Origin of the sequence: Parasphingorhabdus sp. (assembly GCF_039982395.1) — a bacterium.
GTDB lineage: Bacteria > Pseudomonadota > Alphaproteobacteria > Sphingomonadales > Sphingomonadaceae > Parasphingorhabdus.
On sequence record NZ_JBDWYO010000006.1, the window covers coordinates 205294 to 220782 of the forward strand.

Genomic DNA, 15489 nt, shown 5'->3' on the forward strand with positions numbered 1-15489 from the left:
TGGCTAGTTGTTGAGAACCGTTGCGATAGCTTCTTTCCACCCCGCCAATCTCTGGGCTCTGGTGTAGCGGTCTATATCGGGCCTATGCACGTCCAGTCCCGAAATCATAACCGACGCCTCTTCGAGCGAGCGGTATATCCCGCACCCAACCGCTGCGAGCATGGCGGCTCCAAGGGCTGTGGTCTCGAAAAAACCAGGACGCTCTACCGAGATATTCAGAATGTCGGCCAGATCTTGTACCATCCAGTCATTGGCAACCATGCCGCCATCGATCCTAAGCCGGTTCCAATCAACGCCATCGGCTGAAAATGCCGTTTTCAGATCGTGGCATTGATAGGCCATAGACTCCAGCGCAGCCCTCGCAATATGCGCCTTTTTCGAGGAGAAGCTGAGGCCGGAGATAGTGGCTGTGGCATCGGCTCGCCAATAAGGGGCGCCAATGCCAGAGAGCGCAGGGACAAGATAAACACCGCCGCTATCGTCTACCGAGCGCGCGAGTTCTTCGCTTTCTCCCGCGAATTTAAGGAGGCCTAGATCGTCGCGAAGCCACTGCATAAGGCTACCAGCCACGAAAACGGAGCCCTCGAGCGCATAGGTTCGCTTGCCATCATGTTGATAGAGGACGGTGGACAGCAGGCGGTTTTCCGAACGGGGCGGCGTATCCCCGCTGTTGGTTAGAATGAACGCGCCAGTGCCAAAAGTCGCTTTCGTCTGACCGACCTCAAGACAACCCTGACCGATGGTTGCGGCCTGCTGGTCACCCGCGGAGCCGCAAATCGGTATAGGCGATCCAAATATTGCCGCTGCAGTGGATCCAAGATCGCCGGCACAATCTACAATTTCCGGAAGCGCCGTTTTCGGAATATCGAAGAGCGCAAGCAGTTCATCGTCCCAATCCTGCCCGTCTAGCGCCATCAGCATCGTTCTGCTGGCGTTGCTGGCATCGGTGACATGTTGGCCACCTGTCAAACGGTAGATCAAATAGGATTCGATCGTTCCGAAAGCCAGATTGTCTCCCGCGCCTGGCACGTCTGGCCAATTCTTCAACATCCAGCCTATTTTGCTGCCTGAAAAATAAGGGTCGAGCAGCAGGCCCGTCTTGGCCTGTATCATGGGCTCCAGCCCTTGTGCTTTCAATCTATCACATTCGGCCGCGGTGCGGCGATCTTGCCAGACAATCGCTCGCCCCAGCGGTTCCCCAGTTCGTTTGTCCCAGGCAACCACGGTCTCGCGTTGATTGGTAATGGCAATAGCCGCAATCTTGTCCGCACCACCGGCTTGCTCAACCATTTTTTGGCAGCAAAGGAGGGTTTTATCCCATATTTCCTTTGCGTCATGTTCAACAAGGCCAGGTTCGGGATAATATTGTCGCAAGGCTTCTTGTTGCGAACCGTGCAACTTGCCATCGACGCCAAAGAGCATCGCCCGGGTCGATGTTGTTCCTTCGTCGATGACCAATATCTGTTGTGCCGTCATCTTCCGCTCCTTGTTTCGATCTCACGCTATAAGCTAGCTTAAAAAAGGCAAGTTAAGATCGACAATATTGCGATGCAACATTGCACGAATCTCAGGATTCTCTATGACTGCCGCGATGTATGATCTTGCCATCATTGGCGGCGGTATAAATGGCGTCGGAATTGCGCGCGATGCAGCGGGCAGGGGACTGAAGGTCCTGTTGGTTGAACGCGATGATCTTGCCTCGCACACGTCATCGGCGAGCACCAAACTGGTGCACGGTGGATTGCGCTATCTAGAGCATTATGAGTTTAATCTTGTTCGCAAGGCTTTGAAAGAACGGGAAGTTCTGCTCCGCGCAGCCCCGCATATCATTTGGCCGATGCGTTTCGTTTTGCCGGTCGACGAAGGGATGCGTCCCGCCTGGTTGCTCAGATTGGGCTTGTTTCTATACGATAATCTTGGCGGACGTGATATTTTACCGCGTACGAAGAATGTCAATCTTCACAAGGACCAACGCGGCGATTCTCTTCAAAAACGTCTCAAAAAGGGTTTTGCCTACTCAGATTGTTGGGTGGAGGACGCGCGGCTCGTGGCACTTACCGCCAGAGATGCAGCAAATCGAGGCGCTGATATCTGGACTCGCGCAGAATGTGTGGGGCTAGACCGAGGCCCGGATCACTGGAATCTACAGATTGAGCATCATGGTAAGATAAAGGCAGAACAAGCCAAGATATTGGTGAACGCTGCAGGTCCATGGGTTGATCCGGTAACTGCAATGTATGATCAGAGCAGCAATGCCGCGAAACTGCGGTTGGTGAAAGGCAGTCACATTGTTGTGAAACGCAAGTTTGAAGGCGATCACAGCTATATTTTCCAAAATCGTGATGGCCGTATAATTTTTGCCATTCCTTATGAAGGCGATCACACGCTTATCGGTACGACCGATCAACCCTGGAGCTATGATGAGGGCCCCGCGAAGATTAGCGACAGCGAAATTGACTATCTTTGTGAAGCGGCCAGTGAATATTTTGAAGAGTCGGTGAATCGCGACGACATTGAATGGACCTATTCCGGCGTCCGTCCACTTTTCGATGACCACAGCCGAACAGCAGCCACGGTAACAAGAGACTTTGTGTTTGATTTTGATGATGAGAACGGTGCGCCAGTGCTGTCCATCTTCGGAGGAAAGATCACGACCTATCGAGTTCTAGCTTTGCAGGCGATCCGAACTCTATCAGACGCACTTGATATCGACGGCGTAGACTGGACCAAAGAAGCAAGCTTACCGGGTGGTGATTTTCCTGCGGACGGATTTGATGCTCTGGTGGATCAATATGCCAAGCGATGGGATTTTCTCGATAAATTTGTAGTTCAAAGACTCGTCCGCGCTTACGGAACTGATACCGCTGCAATGCTAGATAACGTTCGAAAAACGGCAGATTTGGGCCAAAAATTTGGTGCTGGATTATATGAAATAGAGTTGCGTTGGCTTGTCGATCATGAATTTGCTTCCACCGCAGAAGACACGCTCTGGCGGCGATCGAAACTTGGCTTGCACATGACCGAAGCAGAGCAACAAGCCGTCGCGCGTTGGTTTGAAGGACAGGTTCCACACGCAAAGAGCAATCTCAAGCATTCCTGATTGACGGGCCGCCAAAGCGGTGGCAATAGCGGCCCATCCGGTTGATCCGGGCATGCGGGTGTAGCTCAATGGTAGAGCAGAAGCCTTCCAAGCTTACGACGAGGGTTCGATTCCCTTCACCCGCTCCAATAATCGGCCATTGTGGCACACGCATTCCCCACATTATCGATTCCAGGTGAAGTTGATCCCATCATATTGTGGTGATGCCTCGAATGATCACAGCAGCAATCTACTGCAAGAACTAACAACAACCTTCTTGTTCTACACAGGCTTGTTTTGCGATGAAGAAGCGCTGTTTCGGATATTCTCTGAATATTCCCATGTTTTCGTGCCGTAATAAACGCTCGTTCAATCTGAATGGGGCGGTCAGAAGTGGCTTTTAACAAGAAGATTACATTTAGCTCATGTCGGACATGGCGCTTTGGCCTCTAAATTGGTCGGTAGCCAGACTTTACTGCTTGAATATCATATCGACAGGACAATTTCTGCCGCTGCGGATCGCATTTTGCCCCTGAATTCAGGGATTTTCGGGAGGGTTTCGGATTAGGAGCTGCCTTTTGGAGAAGAAAAGACATATCTTGTTATTGCGCCGGTTCAGGGCATCATATGGACAAAGATCACCATAGTATTTGTGCCGCTCGCATCGGAATTGCGATTGTTTGACGGGTTATTCCAGAATGGCTCCTGACTATGTTGAGGGAAAGATAAGCTTATTGTTTCGCGCCAAAGTTGCAGCGGTATGAACAGCGTCTGCAACTTGATACAATTTGCGACAATTTTATCCCGTTCTGACAAAGTTCAGCGACAAGTAGCCACTAGAACAACATTCATGGCGGACACAGAATGCCGCTCCCCCTGAACTAGAATATGAGGAATATGAAAATGAAAAAGACAATTTTGATCTCGAGTGCGGCCACAATGTTAATGGTTGGCGGCATCGCAATTGCCGCTCCCGGTGACCGTGGCATGCGGGCCGATACCGACGGCGATGGCGCTGTCAGCCGGACCGAATTGAGCCAGTCCCTTGAAGCCCGTTTTACCAAAATGGATGTGAACAAGGATGGCATGCTTTCGAAGGAAGATCGCGAAGCCCGTCGCACAGCACGGTTTGCCAAAGCCGACACAAATGGCGATGGCGAACTTTCTCAAGCAGAAATGACTGCGGCCCGGGCAGCCCGAAAAGCCGCGCGCTTTGCAAGGGCTGATGTCGATGGCAATGGGACGCTGAGCCAGGAAGAAGCGCAATCCATGCGCGGAAAACGCGGCAAGAAGGGCAAAGGCATGCGCGGCAATCGCGGTGGCCGAGGCATGGGAATGATGCGCGGCGCTGACACCAATGGTGATAAGAAAATCAGCAAGGCCGAGTTCACCGCAGCTGCTCTAGTCCGCTTTGACAAAGCCGACACCAACAATGACGGCAAGCTTACCAAAGATGAGCGGCGCGCTGCCCGTCAGGCCAAAAAAGGCCAACGGAACAAAAGAGGCGGTTAATCCCTGAACCACTCTTTTCGCGAACGGATCGTCAGCCATCTCCCTCTCCCCTAAATTGGCTGGCGGTCCGTTCCATTTTGTTCATCTTGTGATAAGGCGATTCAATGGCGCACAAAACACATATATTGCTAGTCGATGATGAAGCGACATTACGAGAGCCTTTGGCGGAATATTTGATCAAACAGGGCTATAAAGTACAGCAAGCCAGCGATGCCAGTATCGCTCGATCTTTGCTCAATGCCTATGATTTTGATATCATATTACTCGACATTATGATGCCGGGAGAAGACGGCCTCAGCCTTTGCCGCTTTGTCACCGACAAGACCGATATTCCCGTGATTTTTATAAGCGCAAAAACAGAAGAGACGGAGCGGATTATCGGCCTGGAACTGGGTGCTGACGACTATATGACCAAGCCGTTTAGCCCACGGGAACTGGTTGCCCGCATCAAGGTTATATTGCGCCGCGCGGAGAAGAGCGGAGCCAAGCAAGCTGGCACCTCAGCCGGTGGCGTCTATCTGTTTTCCAACTGGACCCTGAAATGTGACAAACGCAGTCTGATTGATGCAGAAGGCGTGAATGTGTCGCTGTCTTCAGGCGAATATCAAATGTTGCTGGCCCTTGTTTCGCGTGCCGGGCAAGTGCTGAACCGCGATCAATTGCTCGACATTACCCAAGGCCGGGAGGCGCATGCCTTTGACCGGGCCGTTGACAACCAAATCAGTCGACTGCGACGCAAAATTGAAGCTGATCCCAAAAACCCGGAGATTATTAAGACGGTATGGGGCGGCGGATATGTGCTGGCCGGGGGCGTGCAGTCATTGTGAAGAAACTGTGGCCCAATAGTCTGGTTGGACAGCTTTTGCTCGTGGTCGCGGCTATGCTTTTGCTGGCGCAGGCTATTAACAGCTTCCTGCTATTTCGTGGTGCACAAAACCAGAATTTGATCGAGGCATCCACCGTTGCGGTCTCGCGTATCGCATATGGTCTAGAACGCCAAGCCCAGGATCGTCCAGCATTTCGGGAGGGCTCGATGCGGGCCCGTCGATGGGGCCGACTGAAATATAGCGGGCATAGTGTGGTGACGGATGACATGGATCGCCTGCCCGAGCTTGAAATGAGGGCAGGCCAGGCTTTCTCCAATATGGGTGCGGGATTTTCAGATATTCGTGCAGCCTATCTGACCGAATTGATGCCCGATATGACGGGTTATCTGGTGGGAAGCAATCGCGGGACACGGCGAAATGGCCCTATTAACAGATCTTTGGGTGGGCGACCTTCACCCCGAGAAACGCGCGGTTTCATAGTTATATCGGCGCAGCAAGCAGATGGTCAATGGGTCAGCCTCGCGTCTGCTGTCCAGGGGCGCACTCCTCTGTTGGTCCGATCATTGCTGTTACAGACGATAACCATCTATCTTTTGATGTTGATCCCGTTGATTCTTCTTGGTCGCTATATCTCCCGGCCGCTCAAATCGCTGACCGCTAAAGCCAATACTTTCCAGCCTGGGGAAACCGAGGCACTCGCGGAGCAGGGGCCTCCGGACACCAGGGAATTGATCCGGGCGTTTAACGATATGAGCGGGCGCGTGACCAATATGATCGGTGAAAAAGATGTCATGTTAGGCGCCATTGGCCATGATTTGCGGACCCCGTTGGCGGCTTTGCGAGTGCGTGTTGAATCCGTTGAAGATGATTTTGAGCGGGAACGTATGATCGCCGGTATCGAAGATATTGATCATATGCTGGATGACATATTGTCGCTGGCGCGGGTCGGCCGTTCGAAGGAACAATCCGATACTGTTGACGTGCGCTCTTTGATCGAGACGATCGTCGACGAGTTTACCGATCTGGGCCACGATGTTCGCTATCAACGTGGTGAAAAACAAACCGCTTCTATCCGGGAAACACTGGTTCGCCGAGCGTTGCGCAACCTGGTTGGCAACGCAATTCTCTATGGGAAATCTGCAGACATCGCTTTGCAAAAATCCGGAGACAGATTGTTGATATCTGTCGACGACGACGGGCCCGGGATACCGAATGACGAAATGGAGACGATGTTCGAACCGTTTTTGCGCGGAGAATCATCACGCAATCGCGCCACTGGCGGATCCGGATTGGGCTTGACGCTTGCGCGCGCCATTGCCCGTGATCACGGCGGAGACATCATCTTGAAAAATAGAGAGAGCGGCGGTTTGCGGGCAATATTGAGCTTGCCGATTGATTGAGCGGAGCGTGGCGTTCGAACATTCTTAGACCGACCTTACTGCTCGCCTACAACCTCCGCTGGAGCGCCAAGTCCATCAGCAGCAAGCTCGGCGTCAATATCCTCTTCCAGCACTAGATAGGCTTCCTCGGCCGCTTCTTCGAGCGTTTGAGCTTCCTCCTCTATCTGTTTTTCCAACGCGGCAATGGCGGCGTCGCCCTGTTCGTCGATCGGGGTTTCGGAGCAGGCCGTCGCTATCAGAACCACCGGCAGTATGCATTTGCGCATGATCATTGCTTTGCCGGCATAGTGAAGTCGGCATCGCTATTGGCGATGATCGATAGCACTGTTGTCCAAGCAGCAACATTCTGTCGCAACTGCTTGGGATCGATCTTGTCGAGTGTATCGTCCGGCGTGTGGTGAAGATCGAAATAACGGGAGCCATCTTGCTGAAGGTCAATGATGGCAAGATTGTTGCTCGCGATAATATCACGAATATCCGCTCCGCCGGTTGCGGTCGGCCCATTGATGCTAATCCCTAGGGGCAACAACGCTTGCGAAATTTCGGTGCGAACGGCTTTGGCGCCTTCCGGGAGATTATATTCAACCCGCCAGATATGGTCCGCGCCGAAGTCGGATTCCATTGCTATCGCATGATTTTGGCCTTTGTTTTGCTCGGCATATGCCTTGCCGCCCCAAAGACCGACCTCTTCTGCGCCAGCCCATAAAACCCGTATCGTCCGCAGCGGTTTGCCATGATCCATGATATTTTTTGCCGCCGCCGCGACAATTCCGCAGCCTGCTGCATCATCAAAGGCACCGGTTGCGAGATCCCAGCTATCGAGATGGCAGGCAACCAGTATCATGCCCTTTGACGGGTCTTTGCCTGTGACTTCGGCTATCACATTGCCGGATTCCTGCTGACCAATATTTTGCGGGGTCATCATCACTTTCATCCGGATCGGCGTGCCGGTCTTTTTTGCCAGTTTGACCATGCGCTCCAGATTGTCAGCATCGGGTACGGACAGGGCGCCTGCCGGAATCGGGGTCACGCCGTCGCGGAAACCGGTATTCCCCGTGTGCGGGTTCCGGTGGTTGTCCGTGCCGATGGATTTGATCACATAAGCAGCCGCGCCTTTTTCAGCGGCGATATTTGGTCCAATAAAGCGAACCGGGCCGTAGGTGCCGTAGCTGGAGCCATCCTGAGTGGGGTGCATGTCATGCGTTACGAAGGCAATCTTCCCCGACAGGCTGCCGTTTGGAGCAGCCTGCATAGCGGCGAGAGAGTCAAAATAGACCACTTCCGCCTCGATTCCCGATGTTCCGGTGCTGGCGCTATTGCCCAGCGCGGTGATGTGCATTTTCTGGGGGTAAGGCGATACGACTTCCGCCGTTTCTGCGCCACGCACCCAGGTTGGCATCATGAACGGTTCGTTGCGGACATTTTGAAAGCCAAGGGATTTGAGTTTCTTGATCGACCAGCTGCGCGCCCTTGCTTCGGCCTCGGTGCCCGCTTGCCGCGGCCCGACCTCGGTCGTTAGCCCTTCTACGATATCATAAGCGACATCATCTTGCAGAGCCTTGGCCTGCAGGCTCATCGTCCTGTGATTGTCGGCCAGAGCGGCGGTGGACAGAAATAGCGCGGAAGCGCCAGTGAGCAGGGTGGATATGTTTCTCATGATATGCTGCCTAACCCGCCGCATCCGCTTTGCCAATGCTCTCTTGCGAGTCAGTCACCATTTCGCTAGGCGGATCGCAAATCTTACTACATTCGAAGCAAGGAAATCCGCCAGATGGCCGTTCAATATAGCTATGTCATGAAAGGTCTGACCAAGACCTTCCCCGGAGCGCCGAAGCCGGTTCTCGATAATATTCATTTGCAGTTTCTTCCAGGCACGAAAATCGCCATCATTGGTAAGAACGGTGCCGGTAAATCGACGTTGATGAAAATCATGGCCGGGCAGGATGATGAATATCAGGGAGAGGCTTGGGCAGGCGAGGGGATCCGTGTTGGCTATCTGGCGCAGGAACCACAGCTCGACGAAACCAAGACGGTCAAGGAAAATGTCATGGACGGCGTTCGCGAAGTCGCTGACCTTGTCGCCCGCTTCAACGAAATCTCGACGATCATGGGCGATCCGCCGGAAGATGTGGATTTTGACGCGTTGATGGAAGAAATGGGCACGCTGCAGGAAAAGATAGATTCTGTTGATGGCTGGACGCTCGACAACCAACTTGAAATTGCCATGGAAGCGTTGCGTTGCCCTCCCGGTGACAGCCCGGTAACCGATCTTTCCGGTGGTGAGAAACGCCGTGTGGCACTCTGCCGCCTGTTGCTCGACAAGCCGGAAATCCTGATGCTCGATGAGCCTACCAACCATCTTGATGCTGAAAGCGTCGCGTGGCTGGAGCAGCATTTGATTGAATATGCCGGCAATGTCATTCTGGTGACCCATGACCGCTACTTCCTCGACAATGTCGTGAACTGGGTCTTGGAAATCGACCGCGGCAGGGGCATCCCGTTCGAAGGCAATTATTCCAACTGGCTCGAAGCGAAATCCAAGCGGATGGCGCAGGAAGAGCGGGAAGACAAAAGCCGTCAGAAAGCCATCGACAACGAGTTGCAATGGATGCGGCAGAGCCCCAAGGCGCGGCAAACCAAATCCAAAGCGCGTATCAAATCCTTTGATGATCTGGTGGCGGCGCAAGAAACGCGACAGATGGGCAAGGCCCAAATTTTGATCCAAACCCCGGAACGCCTGGGTTCCAAGGTGATCGAGGCGCGCGGTCTCACCAAGGCTTATGGCGATAAATTGCTGTTTGAAGATTTGGAATTTTCACTGCCGCCGGGCGGCATTGTCGGCATTATCGGAGCCAATGGCGCGGGTAAGACAACCTTGTTCCGGATCATCACCGGACAGGAAACACCGGATAGCGGAACGCTGGAACTCGGCGATACTGTGCAGCTGGGCTATGTGGACCAAAGCCGTGACTCACTGGACCCTGCAAAAAACATCTGGGAAGAAATTTCCGATGGTCATGATTTTTTCACCTTTGGCAAGAATGAAGTCCAGACCCGGGCCTATGTTGGTGCGTTTAACTTCAAGGGCGTCGATCAGCAGAAGAAAGTCGGTCAACTATCCGGCGGTGAACGTAACCGCGTCCATCTCGCGAAAATGTTGAAAGAAGGCGGCAACGTGCTGCTGCTCGATGAACCGACCAACGATCTCGACGTCGAAACCCTCCGCGCTCTGGAAGATGCCTTGGAAACCTTCGCCGGTTGCGCCGTGGTTATCTCGCATGACCGCTTCTTCCTCGATCGGCTAGCGACCCATATTCTGGCGTTTGAAGGTGACAGCCATGTTGAGTGGTTTGAAGGAAACTTTGAAGCCTATGAAGAAGACAAGCGGCGTCGTTTGGGCGATGCAGCGGATCGACCTACGCGGGTGGCTTATAAGAAATTGACGCGTTGATGTGAGACCCTTCTCCCGGAAGGGAGAAGGAATTCACAATAGTATCTCTGAATAATGTAGGTCAGTATCAAGCCGTGACTGTTGGCTTCTCAGTCACCAAACTCACCGCGACAATAGCGATTAACGCCGCCACAAACCCGGGAATAATCTCGTAAACCCCGGGCCCGCCCATAAATGCGCTGTTCCAGCCCAACGATATCCAGCCAATCACCACCGCGGCGCCGGTCACCAATCCGGCAACAGCGCCAGCGCTGGTCATTCGCTTCCAGGTAAGCGACAGTAATATCAACGGCCCGAACGCCGAGCCAAAGCCGGCCCATGCATTGCTTACCAGTCCCAGCACCTTGCTGTCGGGGTCGCGGGCGATATAGATGGCGGCCAAGGCCACCAGTGCGACGAATAGCCGTCCGATATTGACCGCTTCCTTTTCGCTGGCCTGTTTCCGCAGGAACAGGCGATAGAAGTCCTCGGTTAGCGAGCTTGAGGCCACGAGCAGTTGCGAGCTGATCGTGCTCATGATCGCAGCCAGCAAGGCGGCGAGCAGAAATCCGGTAATCAGTGGATGGAACAAGGTGTTGGCCAGCAGGATGAAGATGGTCTCCGGATCTTCTAAGGTCAGCCCATTCATTTCCACATAGGCCCGTCCCGTGATGCCGACCCCGACGGCGCCAAGCAATGCGACGCCCATCCAGCTCATCCCGATATTGCGGGCGGTCGGCACTTCCTCGACAGAACGGATGGCCATGAACCGGACAATGATATGCGGTTGCCCGAAATAGCCTAATCCCCAGGTGATGGCGGAGAGGAAGCCGACAAAAGTCAATCCGGCGGTCAGGCTCAGAAAATCGGGGCTTATTGTCTGCAATTCAGATGAGACCGCGCTTATGCCGCCTCCGCTGGTCAGCACCACGACCGGCATAAGGACCAAAGCCACAACCATTATACAACCTTGGACAAAATCGGTCAGGCTTACGGCAAGAAAACCACCGACCATCGTATAGGCCAGAACGACAATAGCGGTTAGCCAGATGCCCAGCATATAGTCACTCAGGCCCGCCAACAGGGGGATATCTGCAAAAATTCCGGCGAAGCTGGTCTCGAACAATTTACCACCGCCGACCAGTCCCGCCGCGGTATAGACGGAGAAGAACAAGACGATGATGATCGCCGAAGCAATGCGCAACGCCAGTGCCTTGTCTGGAAAACGGTTGGCCAGAAACTCGGGAATGGTGAGGGCATTGCCCAGTTTTTCCGTCTGTTCGCGTAACCGCGGCGCGACAACGATCCAATTGATCAGCGCCCCAACGAAAAGCCCGATCCCGATCCAAATCTTGACCAGGCCAGCAGCATATAATGCTCCCGGAAGCCCGAGCAAAAGCCAACCCGACATGTCGGATGCACCAGCGGATAATGCTGCAACCGCCGGGCTAAGCCGCCGTCCGCCGAGTAAATAAGCTTCGCTACTATCAGTGGATTTGCGCCACGCATAAAAGCCTATGGCCAGCATACCGATGAAATAAAGGGCGAGGGTGATCAAGGTTCCGCTTTGCATAGGGCCTGCATAGCGATTTTGATCGGGGAGTCACCTTATCGCTTGAATTGGGGAGGCCAACTACCGCAATCGCTTGACGAACAATTGCCCATTATCATCCCGCTTGGTTTGGAAGCTAGGAACGGCATCAAACATTTCCGACAGTCTGGTGAAGCCATAATTGCGGACATCAAAGCTGGACCGATTGCCGGCAATCTTGCCGACTTCACTCAAACTTGCATAGCCTTCCCCATCGCGCTTTGTGGCAAGATAGGCGTCGACCAAGAGGTTGATCAGCTCCTCATCGACCTTGCCTCCGCTTTCGTTAGAGCTGGTCGTGGTGTCGGATTTGGATGATGTCTTGGCGTCGATCTTCCCGCTTGGGACGTGGTTGCGTTTGTCGGCCTTGATCAGCGCATCGACATCGATAAACCGGCTGCAGGCCTGTTTGAACGCTTCGGGGGTCTTTGCGCTACCAAAGCCGTAAACCGGCAGGCCTTCCTGTCGTATTCGCATTGCCAACGGCATGAAGTCACTGTCGCTGCTCATGATCCCGAAACCGGTCACATTGCCGCGAAACAATAGGTCCATGGCGTCGATGGTCATCTTCATGTCCGTGGCATTCTTGCCTTTGGTCATGTCAAATTGCTGCTGCGGCTCGATGCCATATTTGTGGAGAATTTCGACCCAGCCCTTCAGAGACTGTTTGCGCCAATTGCCATAAGCGCGTCTTATATTGACCGTCCCCAGTTCGGCGAGCGCGGTTAGCACCGGATCGATGCCATTGTGACTTGCATTGTCGGAGTCAATCAGAAGAGCGATATTGTCTTGATGGTTTCTCATGCAACATTGATGGACCTCCCGAGGATAGCCTTCAAGGGAAAAACTGCTGTCCTACACGGATCGTCTTGGCATAATATAGTCGCAGCTCTTTGAAATGTCCGATCCTAAAACGTGCGGTCGCGTGCCGCGCGCTGAGTGAATAATGTCAAAAAAGCGAGGCGGGAATCTTTTCTTAGACACTGTAAACTTTGTAAAGTTCGTCTTCCGTGCTGGCTTCGCGACGCTAGCCTTTAGTCCACGACTCCAAATTGATCGCTTTGTTCATCCAGAACATGCAATTTCCCTTCGGAAATGGCGAACCAGGCCCCGATCAGGCGAATGGACCCATTTGCTTCTTTTTCCTGAATGCAGGGGAAGGTCCGCAAATTGGCGAGGCTGGTTCTGACGCCTTCATGTTCCATGGCAAGTTGTGCCGGACCGCTGCCCAGATCAGCATGGTCATGGGCAACTTTGACCCGCGCGTCATCGAGCAAGGTAATCCAGTCGGCGATAAATCCGCCTTGCCCATGCGGCATATCTTTCATCTGTTCGGAAAGCGCCGCAGCGCAGCCACCGCAACTGCCATGACCCATTACTACCACTTCTTCGACCTTGAGAAATTGCACGGCAAATTCGAGCGCGGCGGACACGCCATGTTGACCAGGCGTGGTTTCAAAAGGCGGCACGAGCGCCGCAACATTGCGGACAATGAATGTTTCGCCGGGGTTGGTATCGAATATTTGGGTCGGGTCGACGCGGCTGTCGCTGCAGGCAATGATCATTACCTTCGGGCTTTGCCCTTCTTTCAGTTCGTTCCAACGTTCCCGCTGGACTTGCCAATGATCGGAACGGAAGCGGCGATAGCCATCAAGCAGGTCGGTAAATTTTGTCATGAATATGCTATTATCACCGACTAAAGGGGTGGCAAGACTGGTTTTCTTTCCCTATTTGATAGAAATGAACGAAATCACCAAAATCAGCCCGCAGGAACCCAGTCCCAAGCGTTTGCGCAAGCCGGACTGGATCCGAGTCAAAGCACCGATGGGCGCTGAATTTGAAAAAACCCGGGCTTTGATGCGGGAGCATAAGCTCAATACGGTCTGCGAAGAAGCTGCCTGTCCGAATATTGGCGAATGCTGGACCAAAAAACATGCGACCGTCATGATCCTGGGCGATGTGTGCACCCGGGCTTGCGCCTTTTGTAACGTCAAGACAGGCATGCCGATGCCCCTGGATGCGCTAGAACCCCAGCACACAGCGGATGCGGCTGCCAAGCTCGGGTTGGAACATATTGTGGTCACCTCGGTTGACCGCGATGATCTTGCCGATGGCGGAGCGAGCCAGTTTGTGAAGGTGATCGAGGCTTTGCGCCGGACGACACCGAAAACGACTATTGAAATATTGACGCCGGACTTCCGCAACAAAGCCGAGGCAGCAGTCGAAGCGATTGTCGCTGCTCGGCCCGATGTCTATAATCATAATCTGGAGACGGTGCCGCGGCTCTATCCAACAATCCGGCCTGGCGCGCGCTATTATGCCTCGTTGCGTCTGCTTGAACAGGTCAAGCGACTCGATCCTTCCATCTTCACCAAGTCGGGCATCATGCTGGGGCTGAGCGAAGAGCGTTTGGAGGTCCATCAGGTAATGGACGACATGCGCAGCGCCGGCGTCGATTTCCTGACGATGGGGCAATATCTTCAGCCCACGACCAAACATGTGAAAGTTAGCGAATTTGTTAAGCCACAGGCTTTTGATGCCTATGCTTCGGTCGCACGCGCCAAAGGCTTCTTGCTGGTCGCTTCTAGCCCGCTCACCCGATCGAGCTATCATGCTGGCGATGATTTTGCCAAGATGCGGCAGGCGCGAGAAGAAAAGCTTGCACGTTCTGGTGCACTGAATGCCCGCGCATAGGGAAACCCGCGACTTGCCGTATAGTGCGGCTCAAATGTACGCTCTGGTGGCCGATGTGGGGCGTTATCCCGAATTTCTGCCCTGGGTGGTGGGCACACGGATACGGTCTGACAGTGATACAGAAATGCTGGCGGATGTTCTGGTGGGCTTCAAAGGGCTTCGTGAGCAATTTTCCTCGCGTGTCATAAAGTCCCACAATCAGTCGATCGATGTCGACTATCTGGACGGGCCGCTGAAACAGCTGCACAATGAATGGCGATTTCGGTCCCGTGATGGCGGTGGCTGTCACGTTGATTTTTACGTCGAATTCACGTTCAAAAACCGCATGTTTGAAAAACTGGCCGGTCAGATGTTCGCGAAAGCGTTAAACAAAATGACCAGTGCTTTTGTAGACCGGGCCGGTACGATCTACGGTGACAGCTACTCGCTATCTTCCGGCAGCAACAGCTCTAGCGCGACCAGTACCGCCTGAAACCGGATATCCGCACGGCTTTTGTCATCGCCAAAATTTTTCCGGTCGGCAACGACATCGTCGACAGCTTTGCCTTTCTCGGCCTTGGCGAAAACAACGGTGCCTACCGGTTTCTTCTCGGTACCGCCGCCTGGACCGGCGACTCCGGTAATGGCCACAGCCACATCACAGCCCGATTTCTCCAAGGCGCCTTGTGCCATTTCCCAAGCCACCGCGATCGAAACCGCGCCGAATGTTTCCAGCAGATCTCTGCTAACGCCAAGCATGTTCTGCTTGGCGTTGTTGGAATAAGTGTTGAATCCGCAGTCAAAAACATCGCTGCTACCCACGACTTCCGTGAGAGCTGCGGCTACCAAGCCTCCGGTGCAACTCTCTGCAACCGAGACTCTTCGGCCCAAGGCGCGGTTTTCTTCAACGACCTTGGTAGCCAGCGCGATGATCGCAGGAGGTAGGAGGTTTTCCATAGAGCCGCGCCGTTAGACCA

The 15489-nt window shown here is 53.7% G+C and carries 14 protein-coding genes and 1 tRNA gene; 8 read left to right on the forward strand and 7 right to left on the reverse strand.

Translation table 11 applies throughout. The features are described 5' to 3' along the window. Positions 1-3: 3 nt before the first annotated feature. On the reverse strand, positions 4-1476 hold the full coding sequence (locus ABJV08_RS11140) for a glycerol kinase (RefSeq protein WP_348039559.1): 1473 nt from the start codon (positions 1474-1476) through the stop codon (positions 4-6). A gap of 103 nt (positions 1477-1579) precedes the next feature. On the opposite strand from ABJV08_RS11140, the gene glpD reads away from it, so the two are divergent. The 5 genes from glpD (at position 1580) to ABJV08_RS11165 (ending at position 6818) form a co-directional block, all read left to right on the forward strand. Further along, positions 1580-3100: a glycerol-3-phosphate dehydrogenase gene (gene glpD / locus ABJV08_RS11145; protein ID WP_348039560.1), complete on the forward strand. Its 1521-nt coding sequence runs from the start codon at positions 1580-1582 to the stop codon at positions 3098-3100. 54 nt (positions 3101-3154) lie between these two features. Then, a tRNA-Gly gene (locus ABJV08_RS11150) sits at positions 3155-3228 on the forward strand. Positions 3229-3982: 754 nt separating this feature from the next. Further along, a complete protein-coding gene (locus tag ABJV08_RS11155; RefSeq protein WP_348039561.1) occupies positions 3983-4591 on the forward strand; it encodes a hypothetical protein in 609 nt (202 codons plus the stop codon). Positions 4592-4695: 104 nt separating this feature from the next. Continuing rightward, the gene (locus ABJV08_RS11160; RefSeq protein WP_348039562.1) at positions 4696-5418 is read left to right on the forward strand and encodes a response regulator; all 723 of its coding nucleotides are present in this window, start codon (positions 4696-4698) and stop codon (positions 5416-5418) included. Further along, a complete protein-coding gene (locus ABJV08_RS11165; RefSeq protein WP_348039563.1) occupies positions 5415-6818 on the forward strand; it encodes an ATP-binding protein in 1404 nt (467 codons plus the stop codon). The genes ABJV08_RS11160 and ABJV08_RS11165 overlap by 4 nt, the downstream gene beginning before the upstream one ends. A gap of 35 nt (positions 6819-6853) precedes the next feature. Here ABJV08_RS11165 and ABJV08_RS11170 read toward each other — a convergent pair whose 3' ends face one another. Next, positions 6854-7084, reverse strand: coding sequence for a hypothetical protein (locus tag ABJV08_RS11170; protein WP_348039564.1), 231 nt, complete (start codon positions 7082-7084; stop codon positions 6854-6856). 2 nt (positions 7085-7086) lie between these two features. Continuing rightward, positions 7087-8475 (reverse strand): M28 family peptidase, encoded by a 1389-nt coding sequence (locus ABJV08_RS11175; RefSeq protein WP_348039565.1) that lies wholly within the window; start codon positions 8473-8475, stop codon positions 7087-7089. Positions 8476-8589: 114 nt separating this feature from the next. Between ABJV08_RS11175 and ettA the strand changes: the two genes are divergently transcribed. Further along, a complete protein-coding gene (ettA, locus tag ABJV08_RS11180; RefSeq protein ID WP_348039566.1) occupies positions 8590-10269 on the forward strand; it encodes an energy-dependent translational throttle protein EttA in 1680 nt (559 codons plus the stop codon). A 67-nt stretch (positions 10270-10336) separates the two neighbouring features. Here the strand turns inward: ettA and putP are convergent, their stop codons facing one another. From putP to ABJV08_RS11195, 3 genes are all read right to left on the reverse strand, one after another. Then, positions 10337-11821 carry a sodium/proline symporter PutP gene (putP, locus tag ABJV08_RS11185; protein WP_348039567.1) on the reverse strand — a complete coding sequence of 495 codons (1485 nt, stop codon included), beginning with the start codon at positions 11819-11821 and terminating at the stop codon, positions 10337-10339. A gap of 60 nt (positions 11822-11881) precedes the next feature. Continuing rightward, complete coding sequence (locus ABJV08_RS11190; protein ID WP_348039568.1) at positions 11882-12643, reverse strand: NYN domain-containing protein; 762 nt, start codon at positions 12641-12643, stop codon at positions 11882-11884. A gap of 230 nt (positions 12644-12873) precedes the next feature. Further along, complete coding sequence (locus tag ABJV08_RS11195; protein ID WP_348039569.1) at positions 12874-13515, reverse strand: carbonic anhydrase; 642 nt, start codon at positions 13513-13515, stop codon at positions 12874-12876. A gap of 64 nt (positions 13516-13579) precedes the next feature. Here ABJV08_RS11195 and lipA point away from each other — a divergent pair, with 64 nt between their 5' ends. After that, positions 13580-14533 carry a lipoyl synthase gene (lipA, locus tag ABJV08_RS11200; RefSeq protein ID WP_348039570.1) on the forward strand — a complete coding sequence of 318 codons (954 nt, stop codon included), beginning with the start codon at positions 13580-13582 and terminating at the stop codon, positions 14531-14533. Next, positions 14520-15005 carry a type II toxin-antitoxin system RatA family toxin gene (locus ABJV08_RS11205; protein ID WP_348039571.1) on the forward strand — a complete coding sequence of 162 codons (486 nt, stop codon included), beginning with the start codon at positions 14520-14522 and terminating at the stop codon, positions 15003-15005. The genes lipA and ABJV08_RS11205 overlap by 14 nt, the downstream gene beginning before the upstream one ends. Here ABJV08_RS11205 and ABJV08_RS11210 read toward each other — a convergent pair. Beyond that, entirely contained in the window at positions 14954-15469 is a 516-nt protein-coding gene (locus ABJV08_RS11210; RefSeq protein ID WP_348039572.1) for a CinA family protein, read from the reverse strand. The two genes, ABJV08_RS11205 and ABJV08_RS11210, sit on opposite strands and share 52 nt — an antisense overlap. Positions 15470-15489 lie beyond the last annotated feature (20 nt).